This window comes from Nocardia otitidiscaviarum, from assembly GCF_007362295.1.
GTDB lineage: Bacteria > Actinomycetota > Actinomycetes > Mycobacteriales > Mycobacteriaceae > Nocardia > Nocardia otitidiscaviarum.
The window spans coordinates 5,365,171-5,379,209 of the sequence record NZ_CP041695.1 but is presented as its reverse complement, the minus strand read 5'-3'; the positions used below and the strand labels follow the sequence as shown (position 1 = coordinate 5,379,209).

At 69.3% G+C, this 14,039-nt stretch carries 12 protein-coding genes; 5 read left to right on the top strand and 7 right to left on the bottom strand.

The window, feature by feature from the left end:
* Window positions 1-172: 172 nt before the first annotated feature.
* Together FOH10_RS24065 and FOH10_RS24060 are read left to right on the top strand one after the other, a co-directional pair.
* Complete coding sequence (locus tag FOH10_RS24065; protein ID WP_143982435.1) at window positions 173-2,794, top strand: ABC transporter ATP-binding protein/permease; 2,622 nt, start codon at window positions 173-175, stop codon at window positions 2,792-2,794.
* Window positions 2,791-4,539: an ABC transporter ATP-binding protein gene (locus tag FOH10_RS24060; protein ID WP_143982434.1), complete on the top strand. Its 1,749-nt coding sequence runs from the start codon at window positions 2,791-2,793 to the stop codon at window positions 4,537-4,539. Before FOH10_RS24065 ends, FOH10_RS24060 begins: the two co-directional genes overlap by 4 nt.
* Before the next feature lie 88 nt (window positions 4,540-4,627).
* On the opposite strand, the gene FOH10_RS24055 is transcribed toward FOH10_RS24060, so the two are convergent.
* From FOH10_RS24055 to FOH10_RS24045, 3 genes are all read right to left on the bottom strand, one after another.
* On the bottom strand, window positions 4,628-5,416 hold the full coding sequence (locus tag FOH10_RS24055) for an ABC-2 transporter permease (RefSeq protein WP_143982433.1): 789 nt from the start codon (window positions 5,414-5,416) through the stop codon (window positions 4,628-4,630).
* Window positions 5,413-6,153: an ABC transporter ATP-binding protein gene (locus FOH10_RS24050; RefSeq protein WP_143982432.1), complete on the bottom strand. Its 741-nt coding sequence runs from the start codon at window positions 6,151-6,153 to the stop codon at window positions 5,413-5,415. Before FOH10_RS24050 ends, FOH10_RS24055 begins: the two co-directional genes overlap by 4 nt.
* A gap of 122 nt (window positions 6,154-6,275) precedes the next feature.
* Window positions 6,276-6,758 carry an MTB12 C-terminal domain-containing protein gene (locus tag FOH10_RS24045; RefSeq protein WP_029926745.1) on the bottom strand — a complete coding sequence of 161 codons (483 nt, stop codon included), beginning with the start codon at window positions 6,756-6,758 and terminating at the stop codon, window positions 6,276-6,278.
* A gap of 202 nt (window positions 6,759-6,960) precedes the next feature.
* On the opposite strand from FOH10_RS24045, the gene FOH10_RS24040 reads away from it, so the two are divergent.
* From FOH10_RS24040 to FOH10_RS24030, 3 genes are read left to right on the top strand one after another with little or no spacing between them, the layout of a single operon-like run.
* Window positions 6,961-7,914: an ATP-binding cassette domain-containing protein gene (locus FOH10_RS24040; protein WP_143982431.1), complete on the top strand. Its 954-nt coding sequence runs from the start codon at window positions 6,961-6,963 to the stop codon at window positions 7,912-7,914.
* Window positions 7,914-8,735 carry an ABC transporter permease gene (locus FOH10_RS24035; RefSeq protein ID WP_143982430.1) on the top strand — a complete coding sequence of 274 codons (822 nt, stop codon included), beginning with the start codon at window positions 7,914-7,916 and terminating at the stop codon, window positions 8,733-8,735. The genes FOH10_RS24040 and FOH10_RS24035 overlap by 1 nt, the downstream gene beginning before the upstream one ends.
* Window positions 8,732-9,589 carry an ABC transporter permease gene (locus FOH10_RS24030; RefSeq protein WP_244961353.1) on the top strand — a complete coding sequence of 286 codons (858 nt, stop codon included), beginning with the start codon at window positions 8,732-8,734 and terminating at the stop codon, window positions 9,587-9,589. The genes FOH10_RS24035 and FOH10_RS24030 overlap by 4 nt, the downstream gene beginning before the upstream one ends.
* Window positions 9,590-9,676: 87 nt before the next feature.
* On the opposite strand, the gene FOH10_RS24025 is transcribed toward FOH10_RS24030, so the two are convergent.
* The 4 genes from FOH10_RS24025 to FOH10_RS24010 are packed head-to-tail and all read right to left on the bottom strand — an operon-like array spanning window position 9,677 to window position 14,023.
* On the bottom strand, window positions 9,677-11,314 hold the full coding sequence (locus FOH10_RS24025) for a long-chain-fatty-acid--CoA ligase (RefSeq protein ID WP_143982429.1): 1,638 nt from the start codon (window positions 11,312-11,314) through the stop codon (window positions 9,677-9,679).
* Between the two features lie 23 nt (window positions 11,315-11,337).
* Window positions 11,338-12,621: a wax ester/triacylglycerol synthase domain-containing protein gene (locus FOH10_RS24020; RefSeq protein WP_143982428.1), complete on the bottom strand. Its 1,284-nt coding sequence runs from the start codon at window positions 12,619-12,621 to the stop codon at window positions 11,338-11,340.
* Window positions 12,618-13,784, bottom strand: a complete 1,167-nt coding sequence (locus FOH10_RS24015) for an acyl-CoA dehydrogenase family protein (protein WP_143982427.1) — start codon at window positions 13,782-13,784, stop codon at window positions 12,618-12,620. Before FOH10_RS24015 ends, FOH10_RS24020 begins: the two co-directional genes overlap by 4 nt.
* Window positions 13,781-14,023 carry an acyl carrier protein gene (locus FOH10_RS24010; RefSeq protein WP_039810932.1) on the bottom strand — a complete coding sequence of 81 codons (243 nt, stop codon included), beginning with the start codon at window positions 14,021-14,023 and terminating at the stop codon, window positions 13,781-13,783. Before FOH10_RS24010 ends, FOH10_RS24015 begins: the two co-directional genes overlap by 4 nt.
* Window positions 14,024-14,039 lie beyond the last annotated feature (16 nt).

Genomic DNA, 14,039 nt, shown 5'->3' with positions numbered 1-14,039 from the left:
GGGTCGAATCTTCGATCTTGTCGGTGGAATCGGCGGCCGTCTGGGACTCCGGAGCAGGCCAAGTATGTGTAGGCTACCCAAAGTCGGAGGTGGGAAACCCAGCTGAGAGACCGTGCGGCCGGCGCTGGCGCGGGGCCGCCTCCGCCGCACACCGATCGGAGGACAGGCGATAATGGCGCGCAGAGGGTTTCAGGGGGCGGTGCTACGCGGCTTCGGCGTTCAGTACCACACGGCAACGGTACTCGACACCGAACAGACGACACCGCGCATGCTGCGGGTCTGGCTGAGTTCGCCCAGCCTGTTCGAGGAGATCACTCTAGAACCGACCGCCTGGTTGCGGATCTGGTTCCCGGATCCGGAGGGCTCCGACGCCGAATTCCAGCGCGGCTACACCATTGCCGAGGCGGATCTGGACACCGGTCGCTTCGCCGTGGACTTCGTCCTGCACGAACCCGCCGGACCGGCCTCGGCCTGGGCCAGCCGGGTACAGGGCGGGGAAATGGTCGAGGTGGCCTCGTTCGGCTCCAAGGGCTTCCCGATCCCCGAGGACCTGCCCGCCGGATACCTGCTGATCGGCGACTCCGCCTCGATTCCGGCCATCAACTCGATTCTGGCCGCCGTGCCGCCGCAGGTGGCGATCGAGGTGTACCTGGAGAAGCACCACGACGACGACCTGCTCATCCCGCTCACCGAACATCCGCGCGCCCGGGTGCACTGGGTGCCCCGCACCTCGGAGAACTCCCTCGCCGCCGCCCTGGAAGCCCGCGACTGGTCGAACTGGTACGCGTGGGCGGGCCCGGAGTCCAAGTCCCTCAAGCACATCCGCGCGCGCCTGAAGGACGACTTCGGCTTCCCCAAGAGCGATGTCTACGCCCAGGCGTACTGGGTGCACGGTCGGTCCATGGGCAAGGAGCGCGACGGCTCCGAGCGGGCGCAGGCCGCCGCCGAGACGACGCCGGTCGAGGAGACCGTGACGGTCATCGAACCGGCCGTCGACACCCCGGCCGCCCCGAGCGCGCCCGCCGCCGAGACCGCCGCGGCCCCGCGCGGACGCTGGCGTTCCCAGGCGGGCAGCCGCCTGTTCGCCGATATCCGCGCCAAGCTGTGGGTCGCGGGCATCCTCCAGATCCTGGTGACCCTGGTTCAGCTCGCCCCCTTCGTGCTGCTGGTGGAACTGGCCCGGGAACTGTTGGCGGGCACCGACGAATCGACCCTGTGGTCCCTGGGCCTGTGGGCGCTGGGCCTGTTCGCCGTCGGCGCGGTGCTGGAATCGGCCCTGCAACTGTGGCTGCACACCGTGGACGCCCGCTTCAGCCGCGATCTGCGCGGTCGTCTGCTGAGCAAGCTGGCCCGGCTGCCGCTGGGCTGGTTCACCGCCCGCGGCTCCGGCAAGATCAACAAGCTGATCACCGGCGACACCCTGTCACTGCACTACCTGGTGACCCACGCCGTCACCGATGCGGTCGCCGCGGTGGTCGCGCCGCTGGCCGTGCTGGGCTACCTGTTCTGGGTGGACTGGCGGCTGGCGCTGGTGCTGCTGATCCCGGTGCTCGGCTACGTCTTCACCATGCTGACCATGATGGCGTCCTCGGGCCCCAAGATCATGCAGTCGCAGCGCTGGGCCGAGCGCATGAACGCCGAGGCCACCTCCTACCTCGACGGCCAGCCGGTGATCCGCGTGTTCGGCGGCGCGGCCGCCTCCCCGTTCCGGCGCAGCCTCGACGAGTACATCCGCTTCCTGGACAACTGGCAGCGCCCGTTCGTGGGCAAGAAGTCCGCCATGGACCTCATCACCCGCCCGGTCACGTTCCTGTGGATCATTCTCACCGTGGGCACCGCGCTCGTGGTGACCGACCGGATCGACCCGGTCGACCTGCTGCCGTTCCTGTTCCTGGGCACCACCTTCGGCTCGCGCCTGCTGGGCATCGGCTACGGCCTGTCCGGTCTGCGGGAGGGCCGCCTCGCCGCCCAGCACATTCAGGTGGCCCTGGACGAGTCCGAACTCGAAGTGCGCGGCGGCGCTACCGCGTCGGCCGAGCGGCAGCCGGGCCATGTCGAATTCGACGACGTCACCTTCGGTTACCGCCCGGGCGTCCCGGTGGTCGCGAACATCTCGCTCACCCTGGAGCCGGGCACCGTCACCGCGCTCGTCGGACCCTCCGGGGCCGGTAAGTCCACCCTGGCCGCGCTGCTGGCGCGCTTCCACGACATCGAGAGCGGTTCGATTCGGGTCGGTGGCCGCGATATCACCACCTTCACCCCCGACGAGCTGTACACCCGCATCGGATTCGTCTTCCAGGACACCCAGCTGATCCGCGGCACGGTGCGGGAGAACATCGCCCTCGCCGTCCCGGACGCCTCCGACGACGCCATCGAACGGGCTGCCCGCGACGCCCAGATCCACGAGCGCATTCTGCGGCTGCCGCAGGGCTACGACACCCAACTCGGTTCGGGCACCACGCTGTCCGGCGGTGAGAAGCAGCGCCTCACCATCGCTCGTGCACTGCTCGCCGACACCCCGGTGCTGATCCTGGACGAGGCCACCGCCTTCGCCGATCCCGAATCGGAATACCTGGTGCAGCAGGCCATCGACCGCCTGGCCGTCGGCCGCACCGTGCTGGTGATCGCGCACCGGCTGCGCACCGTCACCGCGGCCGACCGGATCGTCGTGCTGGAGTCCGGCCGCATCACCCAGACCGGCACCCACGGCGAACTGCTCGCCGCCGAGGGCCGCTACCAGCAGTTGTGGCAGGCCGGAGCCGTCGCCGCCGATGTGAAGGAGACCGTGCGATGACGCGCACCATACTGATGCTGCTGCCCGCCGAACAGCGCGGCCTGGTGGCCCGCTACCTCGCGCTGACCGTCATCTCGACCATCCTGCGCGCCATCGCGGTGGTGTTCGTGGTGCCGCTGGTCGCGGCGCTGTTCGGCGACACCCCGGCCGATGCCTGGCGCTGGGTGGCGCTGCTGACCGCCGCGGTGGCGGGCGGCTGGATCGTGGACTCCATCGCCTCCCGGGTCGGCTTCGACCTCGGCTTCACCATCCTCGACCACGCGCAGCGCGATGTCTCCGCGCAGGTGGCGCGGATTCCGCTGCGATGGTTCGACGAGGACAACGCGGCCACCACCCGCCGCGCCATCGCCACCACCGGACCGGATCTGGTGGGTCTGGTCGGCTATCTGGTGACCCCGGTGATCCAGGCGATCCTGCTGCCGATCGCCATCGCGGTGGCGCTGATCCCGATCGCCTGGCAGCTCGCGGTGGTCGCGCTGCTGGCGGTGCCGCTGCTGCTGGGCGCGCTGTGGGCGACCGGGCGCATCACCCGGCACGCCGATCGGGTGGCGGCCGAATCCAACAGCGCGCTCACCGAACGCATTCTCGAATTCGCCCGCACCCAGGCCGCGTTGCGCGCGGCCCGGCGGGTGGAACCCGAACGCAGCCAGACCGGTGCGGCGCTGGCCGCCCAGCACGGCGCGACGGTTCGCTTGCTACTGTTGAACATTCCCGGCCAGGTGCTGTTCAGTCTGGCCAGCCAGATCGCGCTGCTGCTGCTGGCCGGTACCACCGCCTGGCTGGCGGTGCGCGGCACCATCGGCATTCCGGAGGCCATCGCGCTCATCGTGGTCGTGGTGCGCTTCCTGGAGCCGTTCGCCGCCATGGGCGATCTGGCCTCCGCCGTGGAGACGAGCCGAAACGCGTTGCGCGACATCCGGACCGTTCTCGACGCGGGCGGACCGGCCGGGGCGTCGGCGGTGGAACGGGCTGTCGGCGAGCCCGCCGCGGTCGAACTGCGCGATGTGCGCTTCGGCTACGGCGATACCGCCGCGCCGGTGCTCGACGGCCTCGATATCGAATTCCGCGCCGGGGAGACCACGGCCGTCGTGGGGCCGTCCGGCTCCGGCAAGAGCACCCTGCTCGCGCTGGTGGCCGGACTGGAGACGCCCACCTCCGGCAGTGTCCGGGTCGGCGGCGTCGATCGCGGGTCGGTGGACGCGGCGCACCGCCCGGCCGATACCAGCATGGTGTTCCAGCAGCCGTACCTGTTCGCGGGCAGCATCCGGGAGAACGTGCTCGCGGGCAACCCCGACGCCGACGAGCAGCAGCTCGCCACCGCGCTGCGGCTGGCGCGGGTGGACGCCTTCGCCGACCGCCTGCCCGACGGCCTGGACACCCTCGTCGGCGACGAGGGCACCGCGCTGTCCGGCGGTGAGCGGCAGCGGGTTTCGATCGCCCGCGCGCTGCTGAAGGAGTCGTCGGTGCTGCTCGTGGACGAGGGCACCAGCGCCCTCGACGCGGAGAACGAGGCCGCCGTGGTCGCCGCCATCGGTGACGATCCGCGCGGCCGCACCCGCATCGTGGTGACGCACCGGCTGTCCACCATCGCGGGCGCGGATCGGGTGCTGTTCCTCGAGGACGGGCGTGTGGTGGAGGACGGCACGGTCCAGGAGCTGTTGGCCGCCTCGGGGCGGTTCGCGGAGTTCTGGGCGCATCAGGAGAATGCGGCGGGCTGGCGCATCGCCGCCGCCGAACGCGTCTGAACGACAGCCGATTCGGCGACAGACGAAGGCCGCCCGGCCGGAACCTCGAGGTTCCGGCCGGGCGGCCTTTCGTATGCGCGCTGCTGGTCTATTCGCTTCGCGTGTCGGCGACGGACAGTCGCACCGTGCCTACCACGAAGATCACCACACATAGGATCGCGAAGTACGCCAGCGAGCCGTTCTGCCCGCCGAAGTAGCTCTCGATGGTCGCCAGCTGACCGACGCCGAGTTCACCGTTCTTGAACGGCGAGAGCCGTTGCAGCAGCAGCCCCAGATCGCCCGGGATGAAGGTGACGAACACCTCGATGCCGAACTTCCACAGCAGCACGATCATGACGACCAGTCCCGGCTTGGGTACCAGTGCCGAAAGTCCCAGTCCCAGTGCGCAGATGAGCAGGGCGAAGACCGGCACCGCGATGAGCAGGCGCACGCCGTCGGCGGAGAACGCGTCGACCTCGCCCCAGATCTCGGGGAACAGCCGCGGGAATCCGGCGAGCAATGCGAAGGTGGTCAGCCCGGCGGTGACGGCCGAGATCGCGCCGTACACGATCAGCTTCGCCACCGGCAGGATCCAGCGCCGCGGCTGGATCGCGAACGCCGTCTCGGCGGTCCGATCCTTGAACTCCGCACTCAGCGAGGACACTCCGGCCGACATGAGGATGAAGGTGGAGAAGATGAGAATCCAGTAGGCGGCGTTGTTGGTGTCCATCCCGCCCGCGCCCCGGAAGGCGTTCGACTGGGTGGCCTTGGCGATGCCGAAATTGATCGCGACCGGAATCAGCACGGCCAACGGCACCACCGAGTACCAGACGGAGCTGCGCCACGACAGCTTCGCCAGCTCACTGCGCACGGCCTGGACGAGATAGGTGATCGTCATCGGCGCGCACCTCCGGCCGCCGCGTATTCCACGCTGCCCTTGGTGATGTCGATGTACGCCGACTCCAGCCGCCGGGGTTCGGATCCCTTCGCCACCAGTTCTTCCTTGGTCGTATCGGACAGCACCGCGCCCTTGCCCATGATGACGATCCGCGTTCCGGTGATCTCCACCTCGGTGAGATTGTGCGAGGCCACCAGCAGGCATTTGCCTTCCGCCGCCAGGCCGACGACCAGTTCACGCAGCCACAGGATGCCTTCGACATCGAGGCCGTTCGCGGGCTCGTCCAGTACGACGGTCCGCGGATCACCCAGCAGGGCCGAGGCGATGCCGAGCCGCTGCAACATGCCGTAGGAGAACTTGCCGACCGGCCGCCCGGCGACCCGTTCCAGTCCGACCCGCTCCAGCGCCGCGCCGACCGTCGATGTCGGCAGCCCACCCAGCCGTGCCTGCCACAGCAGGTGCTGGGTGGCGGTGTGCTGCGGATTGCGGGCGAACGCGCCCAGGCTGAACCCGATCTCGCGCAGGGTGTTCGGGAAGTCGTGCAGGGTCTTGCCGTTGATGGTGATCGACCCGGAGCTCGGCCGCGCCAGCCCGGCGATCATGCGCATGACCGTGGTCTTGCCCGCGCCGTTGGGGCCGAGCAGATAGGTGATGGCCCCCGGCTCGGCCTCGAAGCTGACGTCATCCACGGCGACGGTGTCGCCGAAGCGTTTGGACACGCCGCGAACGGTGATCATAGGGAAGTCCTGAAAAGCTGTTTCACAATCGAATTCGTTTCTCTGGGGCGCTGACATGACAAACGCGACCCCCCGGATCGCGTGGACGCAATCAGGGGGTCGCGCCGGATGTCAGCGGTGGCTCAGTAGCCGAAGTTCGGGTTACCGGCGCACTGCATCGACTGGCAGATGCTCTTCCAGTCGAACTTCCACAGGCCGCCCTCGCGGATGTAGTGGTAGGTGGTGCTGGTGGCCGGGAAGCCCGCCATCAGGCCCTCGACCTGGACCGACATGGTGTTGCCGGCGACGTTCACCGGACCGAGCGCGCGGCCCTGGATGGAGAAGAAGTCCATGGTGGCGCTGTTGCTCATGACGCGCTCGAGCGCACCGCGAGCGTTGGCGCCGTTGTAGCTCACCTCGACCTTGGCGTCCATGCCGATGTTCGGGTTCCAGAACGCGGCGAACTGCTTCTCGATCTGGTGCAGGCTCGGCACGTCGGCGCGGACGTAGAGGTCGGAGACCTGCGAATCGCGGATGGAGACATCGGCGGCCGCGGGCTGGGCGAAGCCCAGGCCGAGAATGGCGGCGAAGACGGCGATGGCGGCGACTTTGATGAACTTTGGCATGACAGCCCTTCTCGAACAGCGTGCGAAACGTGCAGCGAGAGCACACGCTAGCCAGGCAAATTAGGCAAGTCAATCCTAAGTCGGGCGTGGCCACCGAAGTGTGAGGTCTCCCAAAGTGATCGGTGTGGAGCGAGGCGGGTCACATCTGCGCTCGCGGTAAGTTAGTCTAGCCTTGCCTAACAAGCGAACGGAAGGATGCACGGTGTCGACCGAACCCGCCATACAGGTCGTCGATCTGGTCAAGACATACGGCGAGGTCTCGGCGTTGCAGGGGATATCGTTCGAGGTGGCGCCCGGCGAGGTGCTCGGCCTGCTCGGCCCCAACGGCAGCGGCAAGACCACGACCGTCACACTGCTGTCCACGCTGCAGCGGCCGACCTCGGGACAGGCCCGCATCTGCGGGCGCGACGTGGTCGCCGACGCGGCGCGGGTGCGCGAATTGATCTCGCTCACCGGGCAGTACGCCGCTTTGGACTCCGGGCTCACCACCGTGGAGAATCTGGCCGTCTTCGGCAAGCTCACGGGTCTGCGCGGACATGCGCTGCGGGTCCGGATCGACGAACTGGTCGAGCAATTCGATCTGGCGGCGGTGCGGGATCGCCGGGTCGGGGCGCTCTCCGGCGGTATGCAGCGGCGCGTGGACATCGCCAGCGCGCTGGTCACCCGCCCGGAGGTGCTGTTCCTGGACGAGCCGACCACGGGGCTGGATCCGCGCAGCCGCGCCGCCGTGTGGGATACCGTCTCCGGACTGCGCGGCGAGGGCATCACGGTGCTGCTCACCACGCAGTACCTGGAGGAGGCCGACCGGCTCGCCGACCACATCGTCATGCTCAACCGCGGCTCGGTGGTCGCCGCCGGTACGCCCGGTCAGCTGAAACAGCAGGTCGGCGCGGCCGTCTGCGAGGTGACCCTGATCGAGCGTGCCGACACCGCGCGGGTGCTGTCCCTGCTCGACGGCTTCGAACTGGTCGACGCCCCCGCGGACGGGACCGCCGGCACCGTGCACCCGCGCCTGGTGGTCCGGGCACCCGAGGGCATGGACACCGTGTCCGATGTGATCGCGCGGCTGCGCGGTGAGCGGATCGAGGTGGTGGACATCGGGCTGCGGCAGCCGTCGCTGGACGAGGTGTTCCTGCAACTCACGGAGATGCACTGATGTCGTCGACCACCCTCACCCCCGTCTCCGCCACACCGGCGCGCGGCGGCTCCATCGCCCGTGCCTCGGTGGGTTTGGGCGCGGCCACCGCCACCCTGGCCCGACAGAAGATCGTGGCCGCGATCCGTTCCGGCGACGCGATTTTCGCCGTCTTCGGGCCGGTCGTGTTCTTCGTCTGCTTCTACGTGCCGCTGCATCGGCAGTTCGAACTGGGCGGCGGTGACTACGCGCAGTTCCTCACCCCGATCATCCTGTTGCAGGCCGGGCTGTTCACCGCCATCACCGCCACCGAGACCGCCGGGCACGACGCCCGCGCCGGGGTGCACGAACGCACGATGTCGCTGCCCATCCCGCGCGTCACCCCGTTCCTGGGCCGCATGGCGTGGGTGGTGGTGCGCATGCTGCTGGCGCTGGCCGGTGGCGTCGGCATCGGCTCCTCGCTGGGCTTCCGCTTCCACGGAACTGCTTGGCACACAGTGGCTTTCCTGGCGCTGGTGGTGATCTTCGGGCTGGCGCTGAGCATGCTCACCGACGCGGTCGGCACGGTCGCGCGCAATTCGGTGTCCATCGCCAGCATTCTCATGATCCCGCAGCTGATCCTGGTGATGGCCTCCACGGGACTCGTTCCGGCGGAAGGGTTTCCGGACTGGGCGCAGCCGTTCGTCCGCAATCAGCCCATGTCGGTGTTCGCCGATGCGCTGCGCGCGCTGGCGAGCGGGACCGGGATCGAGTTGACGGCCGCTCTCAGCTGGGCGGCGGCGCTGCTCACCGTGGGCGGTGTCGCCATTGTCGCGGCGGGTCGAGCGCAGGTGAGCCGATGAATCAGGAAGCCATGACCACAACCGAATCCAGTTCCACCACCGTGAGTTCCACCGATTCTTCCGTGACATGGCCGCCGCGCCAGGCCGTTCCGCTGCTGCGGCAATCGCTCGTGCACGCGGGCGCGCTGCTGCGTTCCTGGTCGCGTGATCCGGGAATCGTGGTGCAGTCGTTGGTCTTTCCCGCCTTCATGCTGCTGATGTTCCAGCTGGTGCTGGGCAAGACGGTGACCGCCATGGGCGGCGGGGACAGCGTGTACGGCAATACCGGTCTGGTGGCGCTGGTGGGGGCGCTGTTCGGCACCCTCGCCACGGCGATCAGCCTGATCGCCGAACGCGATTCCGGGCTGCTGGCGCGCACCTGGACGCTGCCGGTGCCGCGCGCGGGCTTCATCGCCGGGCGGCTGCTCGCCGAGGCGCTGCGCACCGGCATCGCCACCGTGGTGCTGTTCGCCGTGGCGCTGCCGCTGGGCTTCCGCTTCGAGCACGGGGTCGCCGCCGCCGTCGGCGCGGTGCTGGTGCCGATGGTGTTCGCGGTCGGCATCGCGGTGCCGGTGATCGCGATGGCCACGGTGGCGTCGGGACGGCAGGCCGTGCAGCAGTTGGGCGGGTTGTTCCTGCTGCTGCTGTTCTTCAACGGCGGCTTCGCGCCGGTCTCGGAGTATCCGGGCTGGTTGCAGCCGGTGGTGCGGCATCAGCCGATGACCCCGGCGGTGGACGCCGTGCGCGGCCTGACCGAGAGCGGTGCGGTGGCGAAACCGCTCGTCCTCACGGTGGTCTGGACCATCGGCCTGATCGTCGTGTTCGGCCCGCTGGCGGTACGGGGGTACCGCCACGCCGCCGAGCAGCGCCGCTGAATCGATACGGCGGGGGCCGGAACACCGAAACGGCAGGGGCCGGAACGCGAATCGCGTTCCGGCCCCTGCTCGTTTGCCTGTGCGGTCTCAGGCCGGGATCAGGCTGGTCGCCAGTGAGCGGCGCAGCTTGCCCGACGGGGTCTTCGGCAGCGCCCCCTTCGTCACGATGGTGACCACGGCGGGCGCGATGCCGACATCGTCGTACACCGCGCGCGCCACCTCCTTGCGAATCCGTTCGGCCACATCGGCATCGGCGGCCGCATCGGATTCGGCGATGACCGCGATGCCCTCGCGGGCCATGGAGGGCAGCCGCACCGCCACCGCCGCCACACCACCGGGACGCACGCCGGACACGGTGCCCGCCGCGCGCTCGACCACGGTCGGCGCGATATTGCGGCCCGCGACGATGATGACGTCCTTCTTCCGGCCGGTGACCACGACCTCACCGCTCTCGGTGACATAGCCGAGATCACCGGTGGACAGCCAGCCTTCGGCGTCGACGGCCGACGCGTACCCGTCCGGTCCCAGGTAGCGGGTGGTGACGGCGTCGCCGCGCACCAGAATGCTGCCGATGCGGTCGGCGGGCAGCACGGTGCCGCGCTCGTCGACCACGCGCAGTTCGATCCCCGGCACGGGTGCGCCCAGTTTGGTCAGGGACCGGGGCCGCTCGATGCCGTCCCGGCGCGCGACGCCGTCGCGCTCGGCCACCTCACCGTCGATGACATCCACCGAGAACACCTCGTCAACCGGGGCGAACGACACCGCGAGGGTGGTCTCGGCCATGCCGTAGGCGGGCATGACGGCCTCCGGTCGCAGGCCGAAACGTGCTGCCTCGGTGACGAATTCGTCGAGGGTGCTCTCGTCGATGACTTCCGCGCCGTTCACCGCGACTCGCAGCGTCGACAAATCGTAGGCACCTTCGGGAGCGCGCTTGAGACGCCGGGCGAGCAGCGAGTACGCGAAATTCGGTGCGGCGGTGTAGGTGCCGCCGAAGCGCGTGATGTACTCGGCCCACTTCAGTGGGCTCTTCAGGAAGGCCAGCGGGGTGGTGATCACCGTGGTCGCCTGCGCGATCATGGGCGTGAGCATCATGCCCACCATGCCCATATCGTGATAGAGCGGCAGCCAGCTCACCACCACGTCGCTCTCGGGCCGGAACCCGGCGGCGGCGATCATGGCGTGCTGGTTCTGTCGCACATTGCCGTGCGAGATGGCGACGGCCTTCGGGACACCGGTGGTGCCGGAGGTCAACTGGAGAATGGCGATATCGTCCTCGGCGGTGGCCACCGGGTCGACTTCGGTGGCGGCGGCCAGTTCCTCCACCGACACGATGGGCGCGCCCAGGTCCAGATCGCGCACGGCCGCCGTGAACGGCTCGCCGACCGCGATCACCGCCGCGCCGAGCATGGCCACCACGGCGCGGGTATCGGCCACCCAGGTTTCCAGATTGGTGCGCGGCGTCGGCTGATGCAGCATGGTGAAGGCCGCCCCGCGCAGCCAGGTGGCCTGCACCAGTGCCGCCACATCGGCGGGCTCACCGGCGAGGATGGCGACCGAACCGCCGTGTTCGACGCCCGCGCCCGCCAGCCCGCCCGCGATCCGGCGGGCGCGCGAGCGCACCTGATCCCAGCTGTGGAAGGCCAATTCCGTTGTGTCGCTTCCACTCCACAGTCCGGTGGTGGTGGATGCGGGCTGCTCGAACAGCAGCTCGGTGACAGTGCTCATAACTCTTCCGGTCTCTTCCCGGCTCAGGCCGACGGTGCTGCCTCGCGCAGCACGCGGTCGAAGTTCTCTACGAAGGTCGCGGCGTAACCCGCGGGCAGGGCGGCCGGGTCGGTGACGACGCCGAACGAGGTGCGATTGCCCAGGATCAGGGAGGTCACCGAGAACGAGTATCCGGCCAGCGGCGACAGCGGCGTCAGTTCGGCGATGCGCCGGCCGAGCACCGCGCGAATCCGGGAGAAGCCCGGATTGATGCCGATGTGGATGTCCGGACTCATATGCGCCATGGCCGCGTGCGCGATGACGCGCTGCACCGGCCAGGGCAGCGCGGGACCGCCGTCGGGTGCGGCCGAGGTCAGTTCCGGCCGCCGCCGCTCGATGGTGGCCAATTCGCTGCGGCAGCGCTCGATCTGGCGACCCAGATCGGGTTCGTTGCCGAGCAGGTTCAGCGGCGTGACGATGACCGCGTTGCCGGTGTGCCGGAACTCCGGATCGTTGGTCACCGGCAGGGTCACCCGCAGCGTCTGCGCCGGGGTGCCGGGCGGGATGGTGCTGAGGGTGCGCCCGACGGCGGCGAGCACGAACTCGTGCACTGTCGCATCGTGTTTCTTGGCGGCGCGGCGCAGTTCCCGGGTGGAGATGCCGGTCGTCGCGACCTCGCGGCGGCCGGTCTTGGTCAGTTTGGGCCAGCCGCGGCCCGTGCGCCCGGCGGCCCACTGGTCGTTGAAGGCGGCCTTGGACTCCTTCAGCACCTCCGGCTCGACGGCCGGGGTGCGGAAGCGCGGGCTGGTGGCGAAACGCTCGAACTCCGAGAGGTCTTCGGCGGAACCGTCGGCCAGCAGCGCGGCGAAGGCGGCCCCGGCGATGCCGTCGGACAGCGCGTGGTGCACCCGCAGCAGTATGCGCTGCGCGCCGTCACCGCGCGGTGTCAGCAGCGTGATGTGCCACAGCGGCTCAGGACGGGGCAGCGGCGTCTCCATCAGCGTGGCCAGCTGCCGTCGCAGGTCGGCCTGATCGGTGAAGTCGCCGCCGGTGAGGTGCCGGGTGAGGTCCGGCCGGTCGGTCAACACGACGCGCGGTGCGCGCCAACGGCCTTCGGCGATGCCGACGCGGAAGATGTCGAACAGGCCGATGCGCTCGGCCACCCGGTCCCGGATGGCGTCGAGGGTGAGCCGTTCCCCGCCTGCCTCGAGTTCCAGCAGCATCGCCCAGTGCATGGGGCGACCCTTGCCGTCCAGGTGGAGGTAGGTGTGGTCGGGCGGGGCCAGTTCGATGGGTGCGCTGGCGTTGGTGATGGCGGCGTCGGTCATGGCAGTTCCACCTGGTTCTCGAACATCGTCCGGTATCGCGCGGTATCGGGTTTCATGGCCGCAGCCACCAGCTCCCACAGGATTTCGTCGGTGCCGCCGCCGACGCGGGCCAGTTTCATATCCCGCCACCAGCGTCCGATCGGCAGTCCGGTCTCCAGGTAGCCGATGCCGCCGAAGATGTGCAGGCACTGCGACGCCACCTCCTCGCCGAGGTTGGCGGCGGTGGCCTTGAGCGCGGCGGCGGTGCGCAGGTTGATCTTTCCTTCGGCCGCGACCCCGGCGAGGGCGTAGCGCAGCATGTCGACCCGCGATTGCAGGTCGGCCAGCCGCAGCCGCAGCGCCTGGTGGTCGTAGAGGCGCTTGCCGAACTGGGTGCGGTCCATCATGCGGGCCAGCGTGACGCCGAGCATGACCTCGCAGGCCCCGGCGATCTGTCCGGCCACCGAGAAGCGCTCGTGCGCCAGGCCCCAGCTGATCATGGCGAGACCGGTGCCCGGACGTCCGATGAGCGCCTCCGCGGGCACCCAGGTGTCGATGGTGACCGCGGCGGTGTCCAGCGGTCCCGCCCCCAGCTTCTCGTACGGGGTGGCGATCTGGACCTGCGCGGTGGGCACGATCGCCAGGGCCACATTGCCGTGCTCGGCCGAGGAGCCGTCCCCGGCGCTGCGGCACACGACCATGATCTGGTCGGCGATGGGCGAGAGCGAGACGAACTTCTTGTGGCCGACCACCCGGTAACCGTCGCCCTCGGGTTCGAGCATGGTGCGGGCGATCTGGAGATCGGAGCCGCCGGATTCCTCCGACGCCGCGATGCACAGCACCGCCTGGGTCTCGATGGCCCGGTCGGCCAGTTCCCGCTGAAAATCGTTGCGTCCGAACCGCCGCAGGATGGCGATGGCCGAATCGTGCAGGCTCACACCGACTCCGATGCCCGCCGAGTTCAGCGCGCCCAGGCGCTGCGCCAGGGCGAAATGCTTGCCGAGGTCGGTGAGCTTGCGGTCTTCCCACTTGCGGGCGAAGACGCCCTCCTTGCCGAGATGCTCGAGCAGCACCCGGGGGAACTTCTTGTCCTGCTCGGCCGCTTCGGTCCAGGCGACCACCTGGTCGTCGAAGACGCGGTCGAGCAGTTCCGCGTAGGTCTCCGGTGCGGTCGTCACGGTCACGAGCCGACCTTGGAGCGGATGAGGTCTTCCAGATCGCCCACCGACGCGGCCTGCGACATCTCCCGCTCGGTCAGCTTCACGCCGAGTCGCTCCTCGATGGCGACCACGCCGATGGCGAAGGCCACCGAGTCGACGCCGAGATCCTCGATCAGCAGCGACGAGCGGGTGACATCGGCCAGGGACAGATCGAGGTCTTCTTCGAGAATGCTGTTCAGCGCGTCACTGATGTGGTCGGACATGTCGAAACTCCTTGGG